The organism is Tardiphaga sp. 866_E4_N1_4 (assembly GCF_052076075.1).
GTDB lineage: Bacteria > Pseudomonadota > Alphaproteobacteria > Rhizobiales > Xanthobacteraceae > Tardiphaga > Tardiphaga robiniae.
On the sequence record NZ_CP197242.1, the window covers coordinates 3,224,962 to 3,243,486 of the forward strand.

Annotated in this window: 16 protein-coding genes and 2 pseudogenes; 7 read left to right on the forward strand and 11 right to left on the reverse strand. The window is 57.4% G+C overall.

The window, feature by feature from the left end:
* The first annotated feature begins 13 nt into the window (after window positions 1-13).
* Both AB8B20_RS15720 and AB8B20_RS15725 read left to right on the forward strand, forming a co-directional pair.
* Complete coding sequence (locus AB8B20_RS15720) at window positions 14-1,000, forward strand: ABC transporter substrate-binding protein (protein WP_439074732.1); 987 nt, start codon at window positions 14-16, stop codon at window positions 998-1,000.
* A 162-nt stretch (window positions 1,001-1,162) separates the two neighbouring features.
* Window positions 1,163-2,644 (forward strand): aldehyde dehydrogenase family protein, encoded by a 1,482-nt coding sequence (locus AB8B20_RS15725; RefSeq protein ID WP_439074731.1) that lies wholly within the window; start codon window positions 1,163-1,165, stop codon window positions 2,642-2,644.
* Window positions 2,645-3,972: 1,328 nt separating this feature from the next.
* Here the strand turns inward: AB8B20_RS15725 and AB8B20_RS15730 are convergent.
* The 8 genes and pseudogenes from AB8B20_RS15730 to AB8B20_RS15765 all read right to left on the reverse strand — a co-directional run bounded on the left by AB8B20_RS15730 (window position 3,973) and on the right by AB8B20_RS15765 (window position 10,862).
* Window positions 3,973-5,367, reverse strand: a pseudogene (locus tag AB8B20_RS15730) (FAD-binding protein).
* Between the two features lie 65 nt (window positions 5,368-5,432).
* Window positions 5,433-6,794, reverse strand: coding sequence for an MFS transporter (locus AB8B20_RS15735; protein WP_439074730.1), 1,362 nt, complete (start codon window positions 6,792-6,794; stop codon window positions 5,433-5,435).
* A 1,251-nt stretch (window positions 6,795-8,045) separates the two neighbouring features.
* The gene (locus tag AB8B20_RS15740) at window positions 8,046-8,690 is read right to left on the reverse strand and encodes an isochorismatase family protein (RefSeq protein WP_439074729.1); all 645 of its coding nucleotides are present in this window, start codon (window positions 8,688-8,690) and stop codon (window positions 8,046-8,048) included.
* A gap of 68 nt (window positions 8,691-8,758) precedes the next feature.
* Window positions 8,759-9,166, reverse strand: coding sequence for an oxalurate catabolism protein HpxZ (gene hpxZ, locus AB8B20_RS15745; RefSeq protein WP_439074728.1), 408 nt, complete (start codon window positions 9,164-9,166; stop codon window positions 8,759-8,761).
* Between the two features lie 171 nt (window positions 9,167-9,337).
* Complete coding sequence (locus AB8B20_RS15750) at window positions 9,338-9,529, reverse strand: hypothetical protein (protein WP_439074727.1); 192 nt, start codon at window positions 9,527-9,529, stop codon at window positions 9,338-9,340.
* Window positions 9,530-9,539: 10 nt separating this feature from the next.
* Window positions 9,540-10,241 carry a maleate cis-trans isomerase family protein gene (locus AB8B20_RS15755; protein ID WP_439075053.1) on the reverse strand — a complete coding sequence of 234 codons (702 nt, stop codon included), beginning with the start codon at window positions 10,239-10,241 and terminating at the stop codon, window positions 9,540-9,542.
* Between the two features lie 122 nt (window positions 10,242-10,363).
* On the reverse strand, window positions 10,364-10,573 hold the full coding sequence (locus tag AB8B20_RS15760; protein ID WP_439074726.1) for a hypothetical protein: 210 nt from the start codon (window positions 10,571-10,573) through the stop codon (window positions 10,364-10,366).
* Window positions 10,574-10,592: 19 nt separating this feature from the next.
* Entirely contained in the window at window positions 10,593-10,862 is a 270-nt protein-coding gene (locus AB8B20_RS15765; RefSeq protein WP_439074725.1) for a hypothetical protein, read from the reverse strand.
* A gap of 331 nt (window positions 10,863-11,193) precedes the next feature.
* On the opposite strand from AB8B20_RS15765, the gene AB8B20_RS15770 reads away from it, so the two are divergent.
* From AB8B20_RS15770 to AB8B20_RS15785, 4 genes are all read left to right on the forward strand, one after another.
* Complete coding sequence (locus AB8B20_RS15770) at window positions 11,194-11,346, forward strand: hypothetical protein (RefSeq protein ID WP_439074724.1); 153 nt, start codon at window positions 11,194-11,196, stop codon at window positions 11,344-11,346.
* 110 nt (window positions 11,347-11,456) lie between these two features.
* Window positions 11,457-12,488: an amidohydrolase family protein gene (locus AB8B20_RS15775; protein ID WP_439074723.1), complete on the forward strand. Its 1,032-nt coding sequence runs from the start codon at window positions 11,457-11,459 to the stop codon at window positions 12,486-12,488.
* A gap of 2 nt (window positions 12,489-12,490) precedes the next feature.
* Window positions 12,491-13,648 carry an FAD-dependent monooxygenase gene (locus tag AB8B20_RS15780; RefSeq protein WP_439074722.1) on the forward strand — a complete coding sequence of 386 codons (1,158 nt, stop codon included), beginning with the start codon at window positions 12,491-12,493 and terminating at the stop codon, window positions 13,646-13,648.
* Between the two features lie 26 nt (window positions 13,649-13,674).
* Window positions 13,675-14,487 carry an MBL fold metallo-hydrolase gene (locus AB8B20_RS15785; protein WP_439074721.1) on the forward strand — a complete coding sequence of 271 codons (813 nt, stop codon included), beginning with the start codon at window positions 13,675-13,677 and terminating at the stop codon, window positions 14,485-14,487.
* Window positions 14,488-14,636: 149 nt separating this feature from the next.
* Here AB8B20_RS15785 and AB8B20_RS15790 read toward each other — a convergent pair.
* A pseudogene (locus AB8B20_RS15790) lies at window positions 14,637-14,766 on the reverse strand (AraC family transcriptional regulator N-terminal domain-containing protein); the annotation flags it as partial.
* On the opposite strand from AB8B20_RS15790, the gene AB8B20_RS15795 reads away from it, so the two are divergent.
* Window positions 14,753-15,127, forward strand: coding sequence for an SDR family NAD(P)-dependent oxidoreductase (locus AB8B20_RS15795; protein ID WP_439074720.1), 375 nt, complete (start codon window positions 14,753-14,755; stop codon window positions 15,125-15,127). The pseudogene AB8B20_RS15790 and the gene AB8B20_RS15795 sit on opposite strands and share 14 nt — an antisense overlap.
* A gap of 373 nt (window positions 15,128-15,500) precedes the next feature.
* Here AB8B20_RS15795 and AB8B20_RS15800 read toward each other — a convergent pair whose 3' ends face one another.
* Both AB8B20_RS15800 and AB8B20_RS15805 read right to left on the reverse strand, forming a co-directional pair.
* Window positions 15,501-15,947: a CoxG family protein gene (locus tag AB8B20_RS15800; RefSeq protein WP_439074719.1), complete on the reverse strand. Its 447-nt coding sequence runs from the start codon at window positions 15,945-15,947 to the stop codon at window positions 15,501-15,503.
* Window positions 15,948-16,162: 215 nt separating this feature from the next.
* Complete coding sequence (locus AB8B20_RS15805) at window positions 16,163-18,508, reverse strand: xanthine dehydrogenase family protein molybdopterin-binding subunit (RefSeq protein WP_439074718.1); 2,346 nt, start codon at window positions 18,506-18,508, stop codon at window positions 16,163-16,165.
* Window positions 18,509-18,525: the final 17 nt, after the last annotated feature.

Below are 18,525 nucleotides of genomic sequence, written 5' to 3' on the forward strand. Positions count from 1 at the left end.
CGGAACCATCACGATGACCGACACTGCTCCTCTTAGCGTCGCGACGTGGCGCTATGACCGTACCCAAGCAATTTACGACGGTCGCGTAGGCCTCAAGTCGCGTTCGGTCGAACTTATCGACCTGCCTCTGGAAGAAATATTCGCCAGGGCGTTCACGACCGGCGAATTCGATGTGAGCGAGCTTTCGTTCAGCAACTACCTGCGGCTAACCGTTGCCGGAAAGTGCCCCTACGTGGGCGTTCCGGTGTTTCCGTCGCGGAGCTTTCGGCATGGCACCTTCTACGTTCGGACAGACGCCAACATCTCCGGGCCGGAAGATTTACGCGGCCGCCGTATAGGCGTGCGCGAATTCTCCATGACCGCGGCGCTTGCTGCACGCGGAGCCCTGCGGGATCAATTCGGGGTCGGCTCCGAGGAGTTGCGCTGGGTCGTGGGAGATGTCGACGAAAAAGAACGCGACGCGATTGAATTGCCTAAATTGTACCGCGACATCGACCTGACCGTCGCCCCTGAGGGCAAGCTTCTCAGCAATATGCTGCTCGCAGGTGAGATCGATGCCGTTCTAGCCTACAAGCCGATCAAACCGTTCAAGTCTGGTGATGGCCGCGTTGCTCGACTGTTTCAGGATACTCGTGTTGTCGAAGAAGCTTACTTCAAGGAAACGAGGATTTTCCCGATCATGCATCTGATGGCCGTCCGAAGGGATCTTGCCGTCGCAGAACCCGGCATACTTCGGGAGGTGTTCGACGCATTTGCAGAGGCCCAATCTATGGCGATGGAGGATCTACATCTGGAACAGGCTCTCAAGGTTTCGCTGCCGTGGTTGGGCCGGGAGGTCAAACGTACGATCGACGTCATGGGTCACGATTTCTGGCCGAATGGATTCAAGGCAAATCGCGCGGTTGTCGAACGCATGATCGAATGGTCCTTCCGTGATGGAATGATCCCCCAGCAGATCGCCCCGGAAGAGCTCTTTGCGCGCGAATTACTCGACACCTGAACAAGCTCGCCAAGACTGCATGTGCGATGCCGCGACCTTAGCAGCGTGATGTCGGGACGTCACTTGGCCGGGGATTCCATTCGATGAGAGTCATCACGACAGCATCGGATGTCCACGAGTTGCCGATCGGCAATCCAAGTCCAGAAACAGGAAGAGAAACGTATGTCTTTTTATGACAAATACCCCAGCATGGACGCGGCGGTCGACGCTGCATTACCGCGTAACCGCGGCCTCTACTACGACGGAAAATGGCAACAGGCATTGGGCGGCGTCGGCAGGACGATCAATCCTGGGACTGGGCGCGATCTGGGCGAAATCGCCGAAGCCAATGCATCGGACGTGGATCGCGCCGTCCAGGCCTCGCACCGGGCATTCGCCAGATGGCGCAAGCTGCCGCCACTTGAACGCGGAGCGCTACTGCGGAAAGTGGCCAACGTACTGCGCACCAACGCGGAAGAGCTCGCGTTGCTGGACTCGGCCAACTGCGGCAACCCCGTTACGGCCATGATCCGCGACGTCCATGACGGCGCGGCGCTGATCGAATTCTTTGCAGGGCTTGTCACCGAGGCCAAAGGCGAGTTGATGCCTATGGGCACTGGCATGATGAACATGACGGTCCAGGAGCCGTATGGCGTCTGTGTCCGGATATTGGCCTATAATCATCCGTTGATGTTCGCGGCAGGCAAGTTGGCCGCCCCATTAGCGGTCGGCAATACGGTCATCATCAAGCCGCCTCCGCAGGCTCCACTTTCCACGATACGCATGATGGAGCTGCTGGACGGCATACTACCCCCTGGCGTTCTGAGCATGGTAACAGGCGGTTTAGAATGTGGTCAGGCGCTCGTATCGCATCCATTGACGCCCGTAGTCGGCTTGGTGGGGAGCGTGCCCGCCGGCAAGGCGGTCGCCATTGCCGCTGCGGCACGTTTGAAAAAGACAGCCCTCGAGCTCGGCGGGAAGAATGCGCTGGTGGTCTATCCCGACGCAGATATCTCCCGCACGATCGAGGGCGCCTTGAAAGGCATGAACTTCACTTGGTGCGGCCAATCCTGCGGATCGACATCGCGCCTCTTCATTCATGAGGATGTCTACGATGCGGTGCTTGAGGGTGTTCTCGAAGGCATCGCAAGATTCAAGCCTGGGATTCCGACCGAACGGAACACCAACATGGGCGCCATCATTTCCGCAGCTCAATTGGAGAAGATCCGGGGATACGTCCAGTTAGGACGAACAGAAGCGAAACTGGCTTATGGCGGCGGGACGCCGACCGATCCCCATCTTAAGGGCGGCTTCTATATTCACCCAACAGTGTTTACCAACGTAGATATGTCGATGCGAATTGCATCCGAAGAGGTCTTTGGACCGATCCTCTCAGTCCTCAAATGGTCTGACGAAGAAAAGATGTTCGCTGACGTGAATGCCGTGGACTATGGACTGACCGGCGCAGTCTTTACAACGAATCTGAGAAACGCGCATCACGCTGCATCTGCGATCGAGAGCGGATACATATGGGTCAACGATGCAGGTCCGCATATTCTTGGCGCGCCGTTCGGGGGCTTTAAAATGTCCGGTATCGGGCGCGAGGAGACGTTCTCGGAGATCATGACGTTCACGCAAACCAAGAATATCAACATCACACTATAGACCGATATATTCAGGCTCCTTCGCATGAGTATGCGGGATGCTTTCCCGCTAACTTCCGCCAAGCTTTTCGTGCGCGCTGTCCGACACTGGGTCAATGCGCCGCCTCGGAGGGCTTGTCGCGAGGAAGCCGAACCTGCGCTCCATCGGATTCCTGCAGACCATCTCGCATTGGTCTTGCGAATGCCGTCTTGCGCGCATCGTCGAGTGCGGGCCGAGCAGCGCCTCAAGATCAAGGTTCGTCTTCACCGCTGCCGCGTCCGCGCAGGGGGCAATGCTACAGCGGCGGCACCGAAGCGAAGGACAGAGGATGCACTAGGCGTCAGCGAGCGTTAGGTCTTCCCCCGGCGCTCCCTGCGGTAGCTAGGTGATGTTATCGGAGCGCTCCGCACGTAGATCACGAGCTTCCATCATCTTGATGATGCGTCTCGACGCATTTTCAAAGATTTTTGGGTTGCTCAGTGAAGCCAACGCCAGCAAACGGCGAATTCGATCTCTTTAAGGAGGCGCATATTCCGACTTGTAGATCCCACCAAGGAAACGAGCGAGCAGTTCCGGACCGTACACCGCTAGGCCGCCTCGCAAGCGAATAGCGATTGATGCTGGAACCTAATTGGCCCTGGATCTCACACTTGTCGCCCAACCTTATGAGTTGACCGCCGCCAAAAGTAGGTGCCTCCCAAACGTGCCAGGAATGCGCATGCACAGCGGCCCCAGGCATCCGAGATAGCCACCCGGCCTCGATACCGCCTAGCAGAGCCGTTTACCGACGTCAGACACGATGCCCTCCTCGCTATCATGCAGAGGATAGGCGCCGGCCGGGCATGACCACTTCATGTTCGCGAGCGGATCGAGTTCTCTTTTTTCTCAACAAGCCCTTTGTGAACATCGGCACGATCGATCCGCGCTGAACCAGCTTTCCAGATGGACCCTGCAACCATCCAGCATCATGTATTTATACAACTTCAGCCGCTCGATGGAATGACCGCGGAAAGTCCGGTGACATGCCCGTCTCATATGCGCCTGCGTTTCCGGCGCCGCCGGGCCTTCGCGAGGCCACCTTCCAGTCCAGCAATTCCAACAACGCAATATACTGCGTCGCTGCCGCTTTTCGCCTTCATGGGCTGCGCGGCATTCCGCAAAGCCGGTTTGCTTCCTGATCCAGGCCGCCGACCACGACGGGCCGATCGAGTTTGCAAGGCTGTGTATGCTTAAAGCGCTTAAGCCAACTCCGAATTTATCATTTCGCTAAGAAGGATCCTGTCTGGCGAAATAGCTATAATCTGGTGAGCGACCGCCGAAGGAACTGACGCTCTCCGCAATCCGAGAGGCTAACCGGGACGTTTGCTACGAACCGGCGTCGACGTGCATCGATGCTTCTCCCCAGCGATACGCCCAAAGACGAGGGAACGCATAACTGCGACCGAATTTGGCGCTGTTGCATAGAAATGCCCCGTAATTTCTCCTGCCGCAAATAGCCGTTCAATCGGGCCATTTGAACCAAGCACACGCGCATTGATGTCGGTTGCCAGACCACCGAATGTGTAGACGATCGCACCGACAAGCGGAAACGCAATGTACGGCCCTTTGTCCAGCGGCCGTGCCCAGTTCGATTTCGCGGGGAGCAGAGCGCCGGTAGTGGAGAGTCCGTCAGGACGCCCCGGATCGAAATTGGCGGAATGCTCTGGACACGCTGTGTTGTATGCGGTCACAGTGCGTTCAAGAGCTTCGGGTGCAATCCCGATGGCCTCTGCAAGACCCCCAATAGAGTCCGCTTTGAGCGGAGCGATGTCGGTCCGAATGGCATTCTTAGTCCCTGCCAGACTCCAGATTTTATCATCAGCAATGATCCAGGCATGGCGGTCGGGCGTCTCGAAGTGCACGGCCCGTGAGAACTTCTCCTAGGTTTCGTGGACAAGGCCCAAGCCCTCGTCGAGAAAGCGTCGTCCCATCGTGTCAACAACAATTCCATAGGGATAGTTGAGCACCAGCGCTGCCGCGCGCTCGCTTCGCGGATCAACCGGCTCACTGTGCATGCCTGCCCAGTCACCATCGACTTTCGCTCCGGCCTCGACGGCCATTCGGATTCCATCACCGGCATTGCTGGCCGAGCCAGGCGAGATCGGCTTGAGCGTCTCGCCCCCCGGCCCGAAATGCTCGCGTAGCATTAAGGGATTTCCCTCAAATCCACCGCTGGCAAGAACAATGGCTTTCGCTTTGATGCGTTGGCCGTCCGCGAGTTCCACAACGTGAACACGAGCCTCTTGATTGAGATGCAGGCGCATAGCCCGCGCATCGTAAAGAAACGTGACGCCTCGTTCTCTTGCTCGCGAAGACAGTGTTTCCACGATGGCAGCGCCACCGCCAACCGGACGAATACGCGTATGCTCGGCACTCATCAGGTAATTGAATGATTCAAATCTGACTCCATGATCTTCAACCCATCGCATGGTGGCCGGGGCTTCTGCTGCCAGCCTGTGGAAGTAGGCTGGGTCGCCCTGCCCTTCGGTTGCTTCCATCATATCTTCCTCGAAGCCAAGTGGCATCTCATCCACCGACTTCATCTTCATGTTGGCCGGACTCCATCTTGTGTTGCCGCCACTCTCCGCTTTCGGCAAGTGTTCCAGCACGACAATACGCGCTTTCGGCACGCTTTCTGCGGCAGCCAAGGCTGCAGATAAACCTGCTGCGCCATGTCCCACCACGACGACGTCATAGGCACTCATTCGGCTTCCTTTATTGTCAGACCGATGCGCAATTCAAAAATGAAATGCGCATCGATTTAATGCGCTCAGTGCGCTGTGGCCCCACTTGATGCTGCGGCATCCCGCCCCTGCCTGACATGTGGATGGACCACCTGCATCACGATAATGGCCGCGGCCGCAGCAAGGCTGGCTAACGCGACAATCGTGAATATTTGATCGAAGGTCAGGTGCCGCCTGCTTAGTTCAGCGACAAGGAACGATCCCGCGACACCGCCGAAGCGTCCGAGCCCCAACATCCACGCAATCCCCGTGGCGCGACCAGTGGTCGGATAGAAGGATGCAGCAAGTGCCGGAAGCGAAGTGAGCGACGTCGTCAGGAAAGCCCCTCCCACGAACACGGAGGTAATCAGAAGTCCGATATTATTGACGTTATGTCCGACAGTATAAATACCGAACGCTGCGAGGATGAAGCCGGTCGCGACAACGATGTTGGCGTTGAGCCGATCCATCAGCCACCCGGAGAGGATCGCACCGCATCCGCCCAAGGTGAACAGGCTCGATATCGAAGCTGCAGTGCTGCCGCTGATGCCGGCGTCCTTGAACAGCGTCGGCATCCAATTAACCACCGCGTAGAAAACGATTAATGCGAAGAAATACGCGAACAGCAGCATCATCGAGCCGACAATGTAGTGCGGAGACAGCACCAAACGCAGCCCGCCGTCGGCTTTACCGACTTGAACCTCTCGCATCGAGATTTGCGCTGTAGATGAAATGGCTGGCGAAATCCGACGCATCAGGGCTCGAATACGTTCCACCGGGCGTTGCTTTGCTACCATGTAACGGAGCGACTCCGGCGCAAAGATCATTGCAATCGCCAGCGCGAGCGGCGCGATACCGCCCAAAATGAGAACGCTTCGCCATCCGAAGGTTGGGATCATCCAGGCAGAAAGAAAGCCGCCTAACGCCGCCCCGACGGGAAAACCGCAAAATGATGCGTTGGTCAGCATCGCGCGACGCGAAGCCGGACAGAACTCGCTGATCAAGGTAACAGAGCTTGGCATCGCTGCACCGAGGCCAAGACCGCTGATGAATCGTCCCACGACAAGTTGATCGAGGCTGCCTGCAAAGGCGGATGCGAGTGTGGCAGCCCCCATTACGACTACCGAGGCGATAAGCACGGTCTTCCTGCCAATCCTATCAGCCACCGGGCCGGCGAGAAGCGCGCCTCCGGCTAACCCGAACAGCGCGGCGCTGAGTACAGGCGCCAGTTCAAGCCGCGACAGATTCCATTCTGTCGTCAGGGATGGGGCAATGTAGCCGATCACCGCAGTGTCAAAGCCATCCAAAAGAATGGCAAGAAAGCAAAGCGAATAAAGAAACCACTGAAACGATGAGATCGGATGCTCATCCAGAAATTCTTGAACATCGATGCTGTTAGATTCCGACATTTGTTCTTCCCCAACTCTTTCATACTTTTTTACGTGAAGTCCGCGCGACTGTGTCGGCGATCAGGAGCATAAGCTGCTGGTTCGAAAGGAGCGTCAGCGAGCGCAGTAAATCAACAGCGACATTTACTGATTAGTTCTCGCCAATCAGCTCGTAAACGCTATTCACTATACGAGCGGCACGCAAGTATTTGGCGCAACGATGCAAGAAAACTGAAAAGTCGATTGGTACATTTGCATATTGAACTAGTCGAGACGATCTAGAACCAGCCGATCACATTGACGATAGGTTTAAAGGATCTCACCCTCATGCTGAGGACGTATCCTATTTGGAGCGCGCGAGCCCAATGTCGATCCATCACTGCAACCGTCCCCGCCTCTTGCCTCCGACTCACGGCCGAATGACGATGCACTTCGCGCCGTTTATTGATTCGAACCGATTAGTCGCGCAGGTGGCGGGCCAGCATAAGACGTCGAGAATACCAGCGTCGTCGCTATCGCCGTCGCTGCGCGGTTCTTGCTCGATAAACGTTCGAATGACGACGCAACCGGGGGTTTGCGATCCCGACCTAGTTACGCCGATCGGCGGAATTGACACCTCCGATGATGGACTCGGCATAAGCCACCTCGGCGGCCGACAGACCGTCGGAGAGACCGCGGAGAGCATGTCGACCATCTACCGGTTGCCGCCCTCGGCGCCGGCAAGCTTGTGCCGTATGCGCTCGATCAGAGCGCGCATCACACAATCTGTGAAGGGGGCGTCTTTGCGCAAGCTGCCGGGATTACGCGCCAGCAACGGCACATAATGCCAGGGATCTTAGGTCGCCTCGCCACGGCCGAAAACCCTAGTGGGTCGTAATTGGTCGGCGTAGGCATGAACCTCGGCCAGCAACCCGACCGAGTACTTGTCGTTGTCGAATCGGCCTTGAACATCCTCCAGATCGTCTGCCTGGTCAGTCCTGGACGAAGATGCGCCTTGGCGAACGCGATCCGCTTACCAGTAGCCGGGCGCTCAACTCATCGAGGTTTAATTCGCAGCGGTGTGAAGAAGCGCTTGCGAGCAAGCCCGACCTGGTTCTTGACCTGGCCTTATTCCATCGGCGTGCAGGCGACCGTGTCGACCAGGTAAATGGCTGCACATCCGATCGTCGCAGGTCGAGGGTTATGTGATAAAAGGTTCGATACGTTATAATGGTTCGATGGCCTAAATCGTTGGCGACCGAGAGTTTCAGCAACGCTACCTTTCGGTTTTGATTACAGAAGCGTCCAGCGCGTTGCCGGATCTGTCGACAAATAGTCAACGACATCTTTAAGATTCAAGACATCGGCGTACTTCTGTTCCATGTCAAAAAGGTTAGCATTGTGTGGGTCGATTGCACGATCGCCAACGCAATCACGGACTACCACCGACCTGTAATTGTTTGCGGCGGCGTCAACCACGGTCGCTCTGACGCATCCGCTTGTCGTGGCGCCTGTGACCAGCAAAGTATCGACGCAGTGGAGAGTAAGCCAGGAACGAAGGTTCGTTTCGAAAAACGCCGATGCCTGGTTTTTCCGGATGATGAGCTCACCGGGCTGGGGAGCGAGTTGGGGTACAACCTGGCTCCCAAGAGCATTCTCTGTCAGGGATCTCAAGGAAGGTGCCTTGCGGCAAAAGATGCCCGCGTCACTTCCGTCTACTGCATAGACAATACGGGTATATGCTATCGGAATGCCTGCTTTTCGAGCGTGCGTTAGCAGAATAGCGGTCTGATCGATCGCGGCATTGATGTTCCCACCCCCAAATTGATCGGGATCAGCGAAGGAATTAACAAAGTCGATTATCAAAAGAGCAGGTGACCGCCCAAACCCAATCCGATTGCCCCACCCTTGACGTTTGTAAACTTCCAGCTCACTCATTGGATATTGCGCTTTTTACGTAGACTGCGGGATTTTTCGAGCATAGTGCCTGTCTTGAGGCCGAGACGTCATCGAGGATCACGCTCTACTGCGTCCGGACCAGGGTCCATGTAAGATACGTGCGCTGATACGATACGCCACTGTCCGCAAATTTTGACCCAAGTCTGACTTTGTCGTCCAAGCCGCTTTTCATAACGATTCTGGAACTCAGCGTTTGCAACGGCATATTCTTGCCCGAACGTGGCGATGCGAACTGAAAGTAATTCGCGTGGCCGTGGACCAGACGGACGGGCTGCGCGAAACGCTTCAATCTGGTCGGCCCCGTAGAGATTCTCGGCAGCTCCGTAGCGCAACGTCATCGGACTATCCCAGAACAATTGGGTCAGAGCCGCCACATCATTGTCGGTGATTGCCTTCTCGTAACTGTCGAAGACCGCTCGTACTTCACTCGCGACATCTGGGCGATTTACATCCATCGTATTCTCCTTCACTGCGCACCACGATAACGCCGGTGAATATGGCGCTCGGCGTAATCGTAATCGCTTTCTGCGCGTGCCTCGGGGTCGCACAATTCCAGAAAACGCCACAGATCCCATCGTATGCGAACGGCGCGACAGTTGCCGCGGCGGCACAAGCCGCCTTCTCACTTAGCGGAATGGAATTTTGGATAGCTTCCCATGAACCTGATAAGTCCTGAGAATGTTTTTGGCGCCGGTCAGGCCGTCGGTGCCCGCCACATCCCCGTGGGCGAGGCCGCCAACGGGCGGCAGCGGACGCTCGCTGTCGGTCACGGCGATTGCCACAACGATTTCGTGGTCTTGCGATGCGGACTCCTTCATGATCCGGCTCTCAGTATGCGCCGGAAAGGAGACAACCCGCGCCTGGAACGACCGGTTCGAGATCCAGCGACTTCAGCATGTGATAGGTGGTTGCAATCGCTGCCGTCAGCGTCGGCTTGCCGGTCATCGCCTCGACTTTCGGCACGCTCGCCAGCGAAGGCATCTGCACGCAAGCCGATAGGACGACCGCGTCAACATCGGAAGTATCGAGCTGGGCGACGATCCCGGGAAGGTTGGCAGGATCATGCGCAGCGACCTTCAGATTGTCCGAGATCTCGAGCGCCCGGTGCGTAACCACTGTAAAGCCCTCGGCTTCGATATAGTCGATTACCATCTTGGTCAGCGGCTTCATGTAGGGGGCGACAACCGCAATCCGTTTCGCGCCGATCACCCCGAGCGCCTCCACGAGCGCACCCGCGCTCGTCACCACCGGAGCCGGAGCGCCATTTTCTGCTGTTACCTTTTGCAGGCGGGCCTGACTTTCGCGGTGATAGCCGTGCCCCATCGACATAATCGCTACCAAGCAAGCATATCCGAGCACGTCGACGCGAGCATCGGATAATTCCAGCGCACAGCGATCAGACTGCGCATCCATCGCCGCCAGTTCGTCCTTAGTGACGTGCTTCATGCGCATGCGCGCCGAGTGAAAGGTGAAACGCTCCGGTCGAATGAGCTGACGAGCGGTCAGCATCGCGGGGATTTCGGTCTCCATCGTGATGTTTGAGCTAGGTACGATCTGACCGATTCGAAATGTCTTGAATGTCATTGCGATATCTCTCGAGGAGAAGAGCCAAGAAAACTGTTGAGGGCGCCGAGAAAGACTGGGGAGTCATCTCACTGGATTATGTGACTGGCGCCCGACACGTGAACCATTTGAGGGTATCTCTTAGAGAAAACGGTTTCGGAACGACCAGCGAACGGATTCACGGCACTGGTCATGCCGGTGACAACTACCAGTTCTCTTCCGAGATGCCCGCGCCCGTTGACATACCAAAGCGTCTCGTCGAGCTGCTCGACGATCTTGTGTATGTTCGCTTTAATCATGATCCTCTTTCCCAAGTTGTCAGGCGCTTGGCCGTTGCCGCATCGCGCGCGGCAGCAGAAACACCATGCTGACCAGCGAGACCACCACGAGCAACGTCGAGATGGCCGAGGTGCTCGGATCGGCACAAGCCAGCAATTGCTGCAACAGGCGCAATGGCAGCGCGTCGCCGCGGGTGATGAAGAGCGACAGCGAGATGTTGTCGAATGAGATCAGGAATGCCGCGACGCCGCCCGCGATCACGCCATCGCAGATCTGCACGAGCGCCACCTTGAAGAACGTCGGTGACAACCCCGATTCCCGGACGGCCAGAGCCAGACGGCTGCGACACGCGAGGCGGATAGGTGACGACCGAGCGGGTCAACATGTCTTCTCCGGCACAACCGTGATTTCGTTCGATGGCGAATTGTTCTATACCTAATCAGTTTTCAAACTTATTGTCACCAATTAATAATTGTCAATGGGCACATCGTGTCATTTGAGCGAAGAAGGCGGTCGGCCTCTGGCACGACTGGGCGCATCAAAAAGTTGGAACAGCAGAACCTGATCGTCCGCCTTCCCGAGCCGAACGGTCGTCGCAGCCTGAAGATCCAGCGCTCGCGGCGCGGCGTCCATCCAATCGATGAAAATTTCGCATTTCGTTGCCGCGCGGTGGTACATTTCTGCCGAGCTCGATAGCCGCGACAGAGCGACGCTGATCGCGCTGCTGCAGCGCGGAGTCGAAACCCTGTGCGCCGCGATCGATCCGCCGATCTCCTCTGAACGCAAGCGTTGACAGCAGCGCGCGTAGCTCCTAATCTCGGATCGTTCGATATCGAACTATCTGTTGTCGAAGTAAATGCGGGCGGACACGTCGGTTTGCTCATTGATGCCTCCGGACGTTTTATGATTATCGTCGATATGCACGCCCACTACATGTCCCCTCGCCTCATCGATGAGGCCGAGCGCAACGGCGCCTATTACGGCGTGCGGGTGGAGCGCAACGTCGACGGCGTTGCCTCCGTCGCCTTCGATGGCGGCCCGCTGTCGCGTCCATTCTTTCATGAGCTCTGCGATCTTGGCCATCGCATCCCTGCGATGGACGCCGCTGGAATCGCTATGCAGGTGCTCTCGACCTGGACCGATGTTGCCGGCGACAACCTTTTCCCCCGCGAAGCCGCACGCTGGGTCCGTCTGCAGAACGACACGCTGGCTGAAGACATTCACCTGTTTCCCGGCCGCTTCGCCGCCATGGGAACGCTTCCGCTGCAGGACGTAGACGCGGCATTGGTTGAGCTCGATCACATTGTCGACAATCTCGGCATGCGCTCGGTCGAACTCGTCACGAGCATAAACGGCAGCGATCTCGACCATCCGGATTTCCGCCCGCTGTGGAATCGGCTGGAAGAACGCAACGTGTTCGTGTTCCTGCATCCGCCACTGCGGCCGGTCGGCCTGGACCGCACACGCGACTACTTCCTCAACAACCTGATATCCTTTCCAACTGACACTACGATTGCCGCGGCCAAGCTCATGTTCGGCGGTGTCATGGATGCGTTTCCTGGACTCAAGGTCGGCCTCGCCCATAGCGGCGGCTTCCTGCCGTTCCTGATCGGCCGCTTCGATCTCGGCTACGACAAACATCCCGCATGCAGCAGGGTCCTGACACAGCGGCCATCGGACCTGCTGTCGCGCTTCGTCTTCGACACGCTGACCCATCACGACAAAACGCTGTCATTTGTTGTGGACATGGTCGGGGCCGACAGCATGGTCTACGGCACCGACTATCCGTTCGAGATGATGGAAACCGTGGGTCCGCAGCGGATCGCCCGGCTGCCTGACCTGTCCGATGATGCCCGCGACGGCATCCTTAGCGGCAACATCCAAGCGCTGCTGGCGGATACACCGCGGCGCTACACTGCCAAAACGGAGATATAAGCATGCAACGCAGTACCCGCATCGCGATCGTTGGCGCCGGCCTCGGCGGCATGACCACGGCAGGGCTGCTGCAGCGCGCGGGTTTTACCGTCGCCGTCTACGAACAGGCCGACGCCTTCTCTCGCATCGGTGCCGGCATCCATCTCAGTGCCAATGTGATGATCGTGATGCGCCGGCTCGGCATTGAACGGAAGCTGGTCGACATCGGCCTAACGCCCGATGCGTTTGTAAGCCGGCAGTGGGACAGCGGCGACGTACTGTTCGAACTCAAACTTGGTGCCGAGGGCGAACTCCGCTTCGGCGCGCCCTATATCAACGTGCATCGCGGTGATCTGCATGCGGTGCTGGAAAGCGCTCTCGAACCGGCGACCATCTCGTTTGGTCACAAGCTGACCGGACTTGAAGAAACGCTGTCAGGCGTGAAACTGACATTCGCCAATGGCAGCGTCGCCGAGGCCGATATCGTGATCGGTGCCGATGGGGTTAATTCGCGCGTGCGGGAATTCCTTCTCGGTCCGGATCCGGCGCGCTTCAGCGGCCACATCGCACACCGCGCCGTCTATCCGGCGGCGCTGCTCAAGGGTCTGCCGATCCGCCCCTGTAGCAAGTGGTGGGGGCCGAAAAGGCATATCCTCGTTTATTACATGACCCAGGCGCGCGAAGAGGTTTATGTCGTCAGCAGCGTTCCCGCACAATCATGGGATTCTGAGGCGTCGTTCCGTGCAGGTGATCGCGATGCTTTCATCGCCGCTTTCGACGGCTTTCATCCCGAATTGCGTCAGGTCGTCAGTGCTGCGCCAACAGTGACCGAATGGCCGATCTTCGATCGCGAGCCAGTCGCTTCCTGGAGCCGTGGTCGTCTCGTGCTTCTGGGCGATGCCAGCCATCCACTGCGGCCCTACATGGCATCCGGCGCGGCCATGGCGATCGAGGATGGCGCAGTGCTTGCGCGCTGTATTGCCGATCACGGCACCGACGATCCGTCCGACGCGTTTGCGTGGTATGTCGCCAACCGCTTGCCGCGAATTCAAAAGGTACACCGCATCTCCGAAGAGAATACTTGGCTCCGCGGGCCGACCGAGACCGACTGGCTCTATTCTTATGACGCCTGCGCGGTCGAGCTCCTGTCACCCGCGGTTGCCCCGCGAGATTTGGCCTGACCGAGCACAGAGGAAGGATCTTGGCTATGGACGCATTCATTTGCACCACCTGCGGTACGCAGTATGACCCGTCGGCGGCGCCGCCGCCGGCATGTATCATCTGCGAGGAAGAGCGTCAGTTCGTGCTGCCAGCGGGCCAGTCTTGGACGACCCAAGAGCGGCTCGAGCGCAGCCACATGCCGGCCTTCCGCGACGAAGCCGGGCTGATTGGCATCGGCATTATGCCGGCCTTCGGCATCAATCAGCGCGCGCTGTTGGTGCCGACGGATCAGGGTTATGTGATGTGGGACTGCGTCAGTCTGCTCAGCGACGTCATGGTCGACCTCATCAAGGGCCTGGGCGGGTTGCGCGCCGTAGCGATCTCGCATCCGCATTATTACACGACGATGGTCGAATGGGGCCGCACTTTTGACGTCCCAGTCTATGTGCACGAGGCCGACCGCGAATGGATCATGCGAAAGGATGATTGCCTGACATTGTGGCAGGGTGACACCAGGGAGATTGCGCCGGGCATGACCCTCGTCCGCCTCGGCGGCCACTACGACGGCGGCACGATCATGCATTGGGCGCAAGGCGCGAATGGGCGCGGCGCGCTTCTGTCAGGAGATATCCTGCAGGTCGTGGCCGATCGCAAGCATCTTGGATTCATGCGCTCCTATCCGAATTTCATTCCCCATGGCGCTGCCGCCGTGCAGAAGATCTCAGATCGTGTCAAGCCGCTCGCCTACGATGCCATCTATGGCGCTTTCTGGAATGCTGTCATCGCGACCAACGGCAAGCAGGCCATGGCAAGATCTGTTGCGCGACATTTGGACTGGCTGCAGCGCGATATCGCATAAATCTTCTGGTGAACGTCGACAGAACCTTTCATGTCTCTTTGTGTCACTCGCAATCGAGCGGTCGCGCAAGGCGCTGGACCAGCCGGAATGGATCCATACGGCGCCTTCGTCGTTCTTGGCGGCCACGTCATCAGTGAATGTTTCGGTGCCGGCAATCTGGCGCAGCATGTTGCCCTGCGGGCCCTGCAGCACGCGAAACAGGATCTCGCGCTCGATCATCGGCGCCAGCACCGCGGACTCTTCGGGACGGTCGATCAGGCGCGTCATGCGCAGGCACGCACCGTGCGGCAGCATCATCAACATCAGCTCGATCCTGAGCACGGGCCCATTCCTGGCCTTCAGCGTCTATGCGGCTACCAAGGGCACCGTCGACACCATGACATTCGCGCTTGCTCGCGAACTCGGGCCGCGTAAGATCTGCGTGAACTCGATCCTGCCGGGCCACACGAACACGCCCGCTACCGCCGGCGCGTTCGTCGGCGAATTCGGCGAAAAGGTACTTGTCGACACGCCGCTCGGCCGTTTCGGCGAACCCGAGGATATTGCCCCGGTCGCCGTCTTCCTGGCGTCGGAAGATTCGCACTGGGTGACCGGTGAATCGCTCTGCGCCGCTGGCGGCGTTCTCGGCTTGGGTCACTGATCGACCCCCGCCAGACCAAGCCAAACGGCGCTAGGTCTTGACCCCGACGCCGTTTCAATTGGACCGTTCGGGCCTTCTGCCATCCCCCGGAGACTACCGTCATGACAAGCTCGATCTCCGGGAGCGCTGCTCCCGCGTCGCGACGACGCGCGCTCGCTTATTCACTGTTCTTGCCGCGCAACTCATGCTCGCGATGGTATCACATCCAATACGTTTTCTTGTCACCGCGAGCTCCTCTCGCAAAACATGGATCAATGGCGTTCGATGGTCGACATCCTTCAACGATTATTTCGCTCGCGGTCATTGCGATGTTATTCAAGCGACTACGTCTAAATGAGCAACCGTTGAAATCATCGGATCCACGGCGCTGTCTCTATGGTTTGATGGAGTTGGTAAAATTTGAGAAGAACTCATCGATAAGCTTTTTCGCAGATCCGGCAATCAAGCGCTGGCCGAGTTGAGCAAGCTTTCCGCCGATGTGGGTCTCGACATCATAAGTCAACTGCGTGCCACCATCCACGTCCGTCAGCCTAACCAAGGCAATCCCTTTCGCAATACCGGCGATTCCGCCTTCTCCGTCGCCAACTATCTTATATCCATTTGGCGGATCTATATCGGTAAACGCTACCGTTCCCCTGAAGCGCGCTGCAACTGGGCCGATCTTCACTTTGACGGTGGCACGCAACCCGCCGCCTTCTGTATGCTCTAGCTCCTCGCATCCGGGGATCGCCTTTTTTAGTACGGCCGCGTCATTGAGTTTCTCCCAAATGAACTCGCGGGAAGACGCCAGTCGTACTTGTCCACTTATCGTCAGTGCCATTACTGTTCCCTCTTAAAGACAAAACGCCCCGACATAGCTCATCTGGAGCCAGCTGGCGGCAGGTGCCAAGGATGTTTAAACCCGGTGCGCTTCGCGCATGAAAGGCCCAACGAGCGCCAATATAGCTGCCCATGCAGAGTCGGAACCGTGCTGAGACCGGAATATTGCCGGCTCGCTCGGCCTCTGGTCCCTACAGATTCCCAAACTGACAAGTATCAAGAACCGATTTGAATAGGATGAGATCCGCTCTTAGCGTTGCGTATCAACGTCCATATCGTTTGACTCGTGACTGGCATTTCAATGTGGCGAATACCCAGATCACTTAGCGCATCAACCAAGGCATTGGAGACCGCCGGCAGCGCTCCCACACACCCGCCTTCGCCTGCACCCTTTACCCCGAGCGGATTCGTCAAAGTCGGCACGTTATTGCTGCGTGAAGTAAATTTGCACATATCCACCGCGCGAGGCATCGCATAGTCCATGAACGATGCGGTTATGAGCTGACCGTCATCGTCAAAATGTATGCTCTCCATCAGCGCCTGACCGATTCCCTGCGCAATACCGCCGTGCAGCTGCCCCTCGACTATCATATCATTTATTATGTTTCCGACGTCATCGACGACGCTGTATCGCGTAACATCAACAACGCCTGTCGCTTCATCGATTTCAACCTCGCAGATGTGACATCCATTTGGAAAGTTAGGCGCCTCACACCGATAAACTGATGATGCGTGGAGGCCGCTCACCAGCCCCGTCGGCAGTCGGTCAGTGCTGGACACGTACACGGCCACTTGCTGGATCGACACGGATTCATTCGTGCCTATTGACGAAAACACCCCATCGTCAAAGGTTAGAGAGTCCTCACTTCTATTCATCATATGAGCGGCTATGGGCCGGGCTTGTCTAATTATCTCATCCGCCGCTAGTAGAAGCGCATTCCCACCTAGCGTCGCCGACCGTGATCCGCCCGTGCCTTCGCCAAGAGCGACGCGGTCCGTATCTCCCTGGACGAACTCGATTTCGCTGAAAGATAAACCTAGTCGATCTCGCACTATCTGCGTGAACGCCGTTTGATGCCCCTGCCCCTGGCCGACGCTTCCGGTCAGAATAGTTACAGAACCGCTCGCATTGAAACGTATCTCTGCGCTTTCATAGCCCGATGGAGATGCGCGCTCTATAACATTGGCAATGCCGATGCCAGCCCGCTTTCCATGACGTCGTGCGGCTGCGCGACGTCGCTCGAAGCCGGTATAATCAGCGAGCTCCATCGCAGATCTCATATTGTTTTCAAATTCCCCACTGTCGTAGGTAAACGTCAGGCCGGTCTTAAAAGGCATCTCATGCGGCGCGATATAGTTGCGGCTGCGCAACTCAGCGGGATCCATTCCGATTTCATCAGCCGCGATATCGATCAATCTCTCTATTATGTAAGCGGCCTCGGGACGACCATTTCCTCGATAGGGACCTATCGGGTTGGTATTCGTAAATACGCCCGTGAGTTCGAAACAGATCTTCGGGGTGCGATATACGCCAGCTAACGCTCCGAAATTTCCGGCGCATGCGGGCATCATCGGCTGCAGCCATGCACCTACTGCAGCTATTCCGGATACCTTCATGGCGAGAAACTCGCCGCTTTTGCTGAGTGCGAGAGATGCGTCGAAGATGCTATCGCGACCGTGAGCGTCGGCTAGAAATGCTTCTGAGCGGGTTGAAACCCATTTGACGGGGCGCCCGACGATCTGCGCGGCCATCAGAACGCAGCCAAGCTCGTGGTAAAGCGCCCCTTTCACGCCAAAGCTTCCACCAACATCTGGTGATACGACGCGAATCTTCGTTTCAGGAACGTTGATGACGTAGCGGGAAAGATAGTTACGAAATAGATGGGCTCGCTGAATACCCGCGTACAGCGTGAATCGCTCGCTAGACTTGTCGAACATGCCGATGGCGCTACGAGGCTCCATGCTCGCGGCCGTTACGCGACTTATCGGCATAACTTGGTGAACTACATGATCGGCGTTCGAGAACGCCGCCTCGACTGCCGTACGGTCACCCTCTATTGCAGTGAAGCATTCGTTGTTCCTGCAGTCGTCCCACACTAAGGGCGAATCTGAGCGTTGTGCATCTTTGATCGAAATCACGGCCGGCAAAGCACAATAGTCGATCACTATCAGCTCTGCTGCATCCTGGGCTTGCTGCATCGTTTCAGCGACGATAAAAGCTACGCCATCGCCGACCCACCGCACCTTATCTACGGCCAACAACGGCGTTTTCGGCACGTACATCGGCGAGCCATCTCGTTGGAAGTACCCTCCCGGAGACGGGAGGCATCCAAATGATGAGGATGACAGGTCGCTCCCTGTGATGATAGCGAGCACGCCATCGGCGCTGCGCGCATCCGCAACGTCTATCGAGCGTATTCGAGCATGTGCATGGGGCGACCGTAACATAAATCCAAAAGTGAGGCCGACGATTTTCAGATCATCGAGATAATTGCCTTGCCCGGCAATTAGGCGAGCATCCTCGATACGACGGGGGGCCCGCCTCCTGTCGCCCTTATGCATTGGTCACCGAGCTCCGT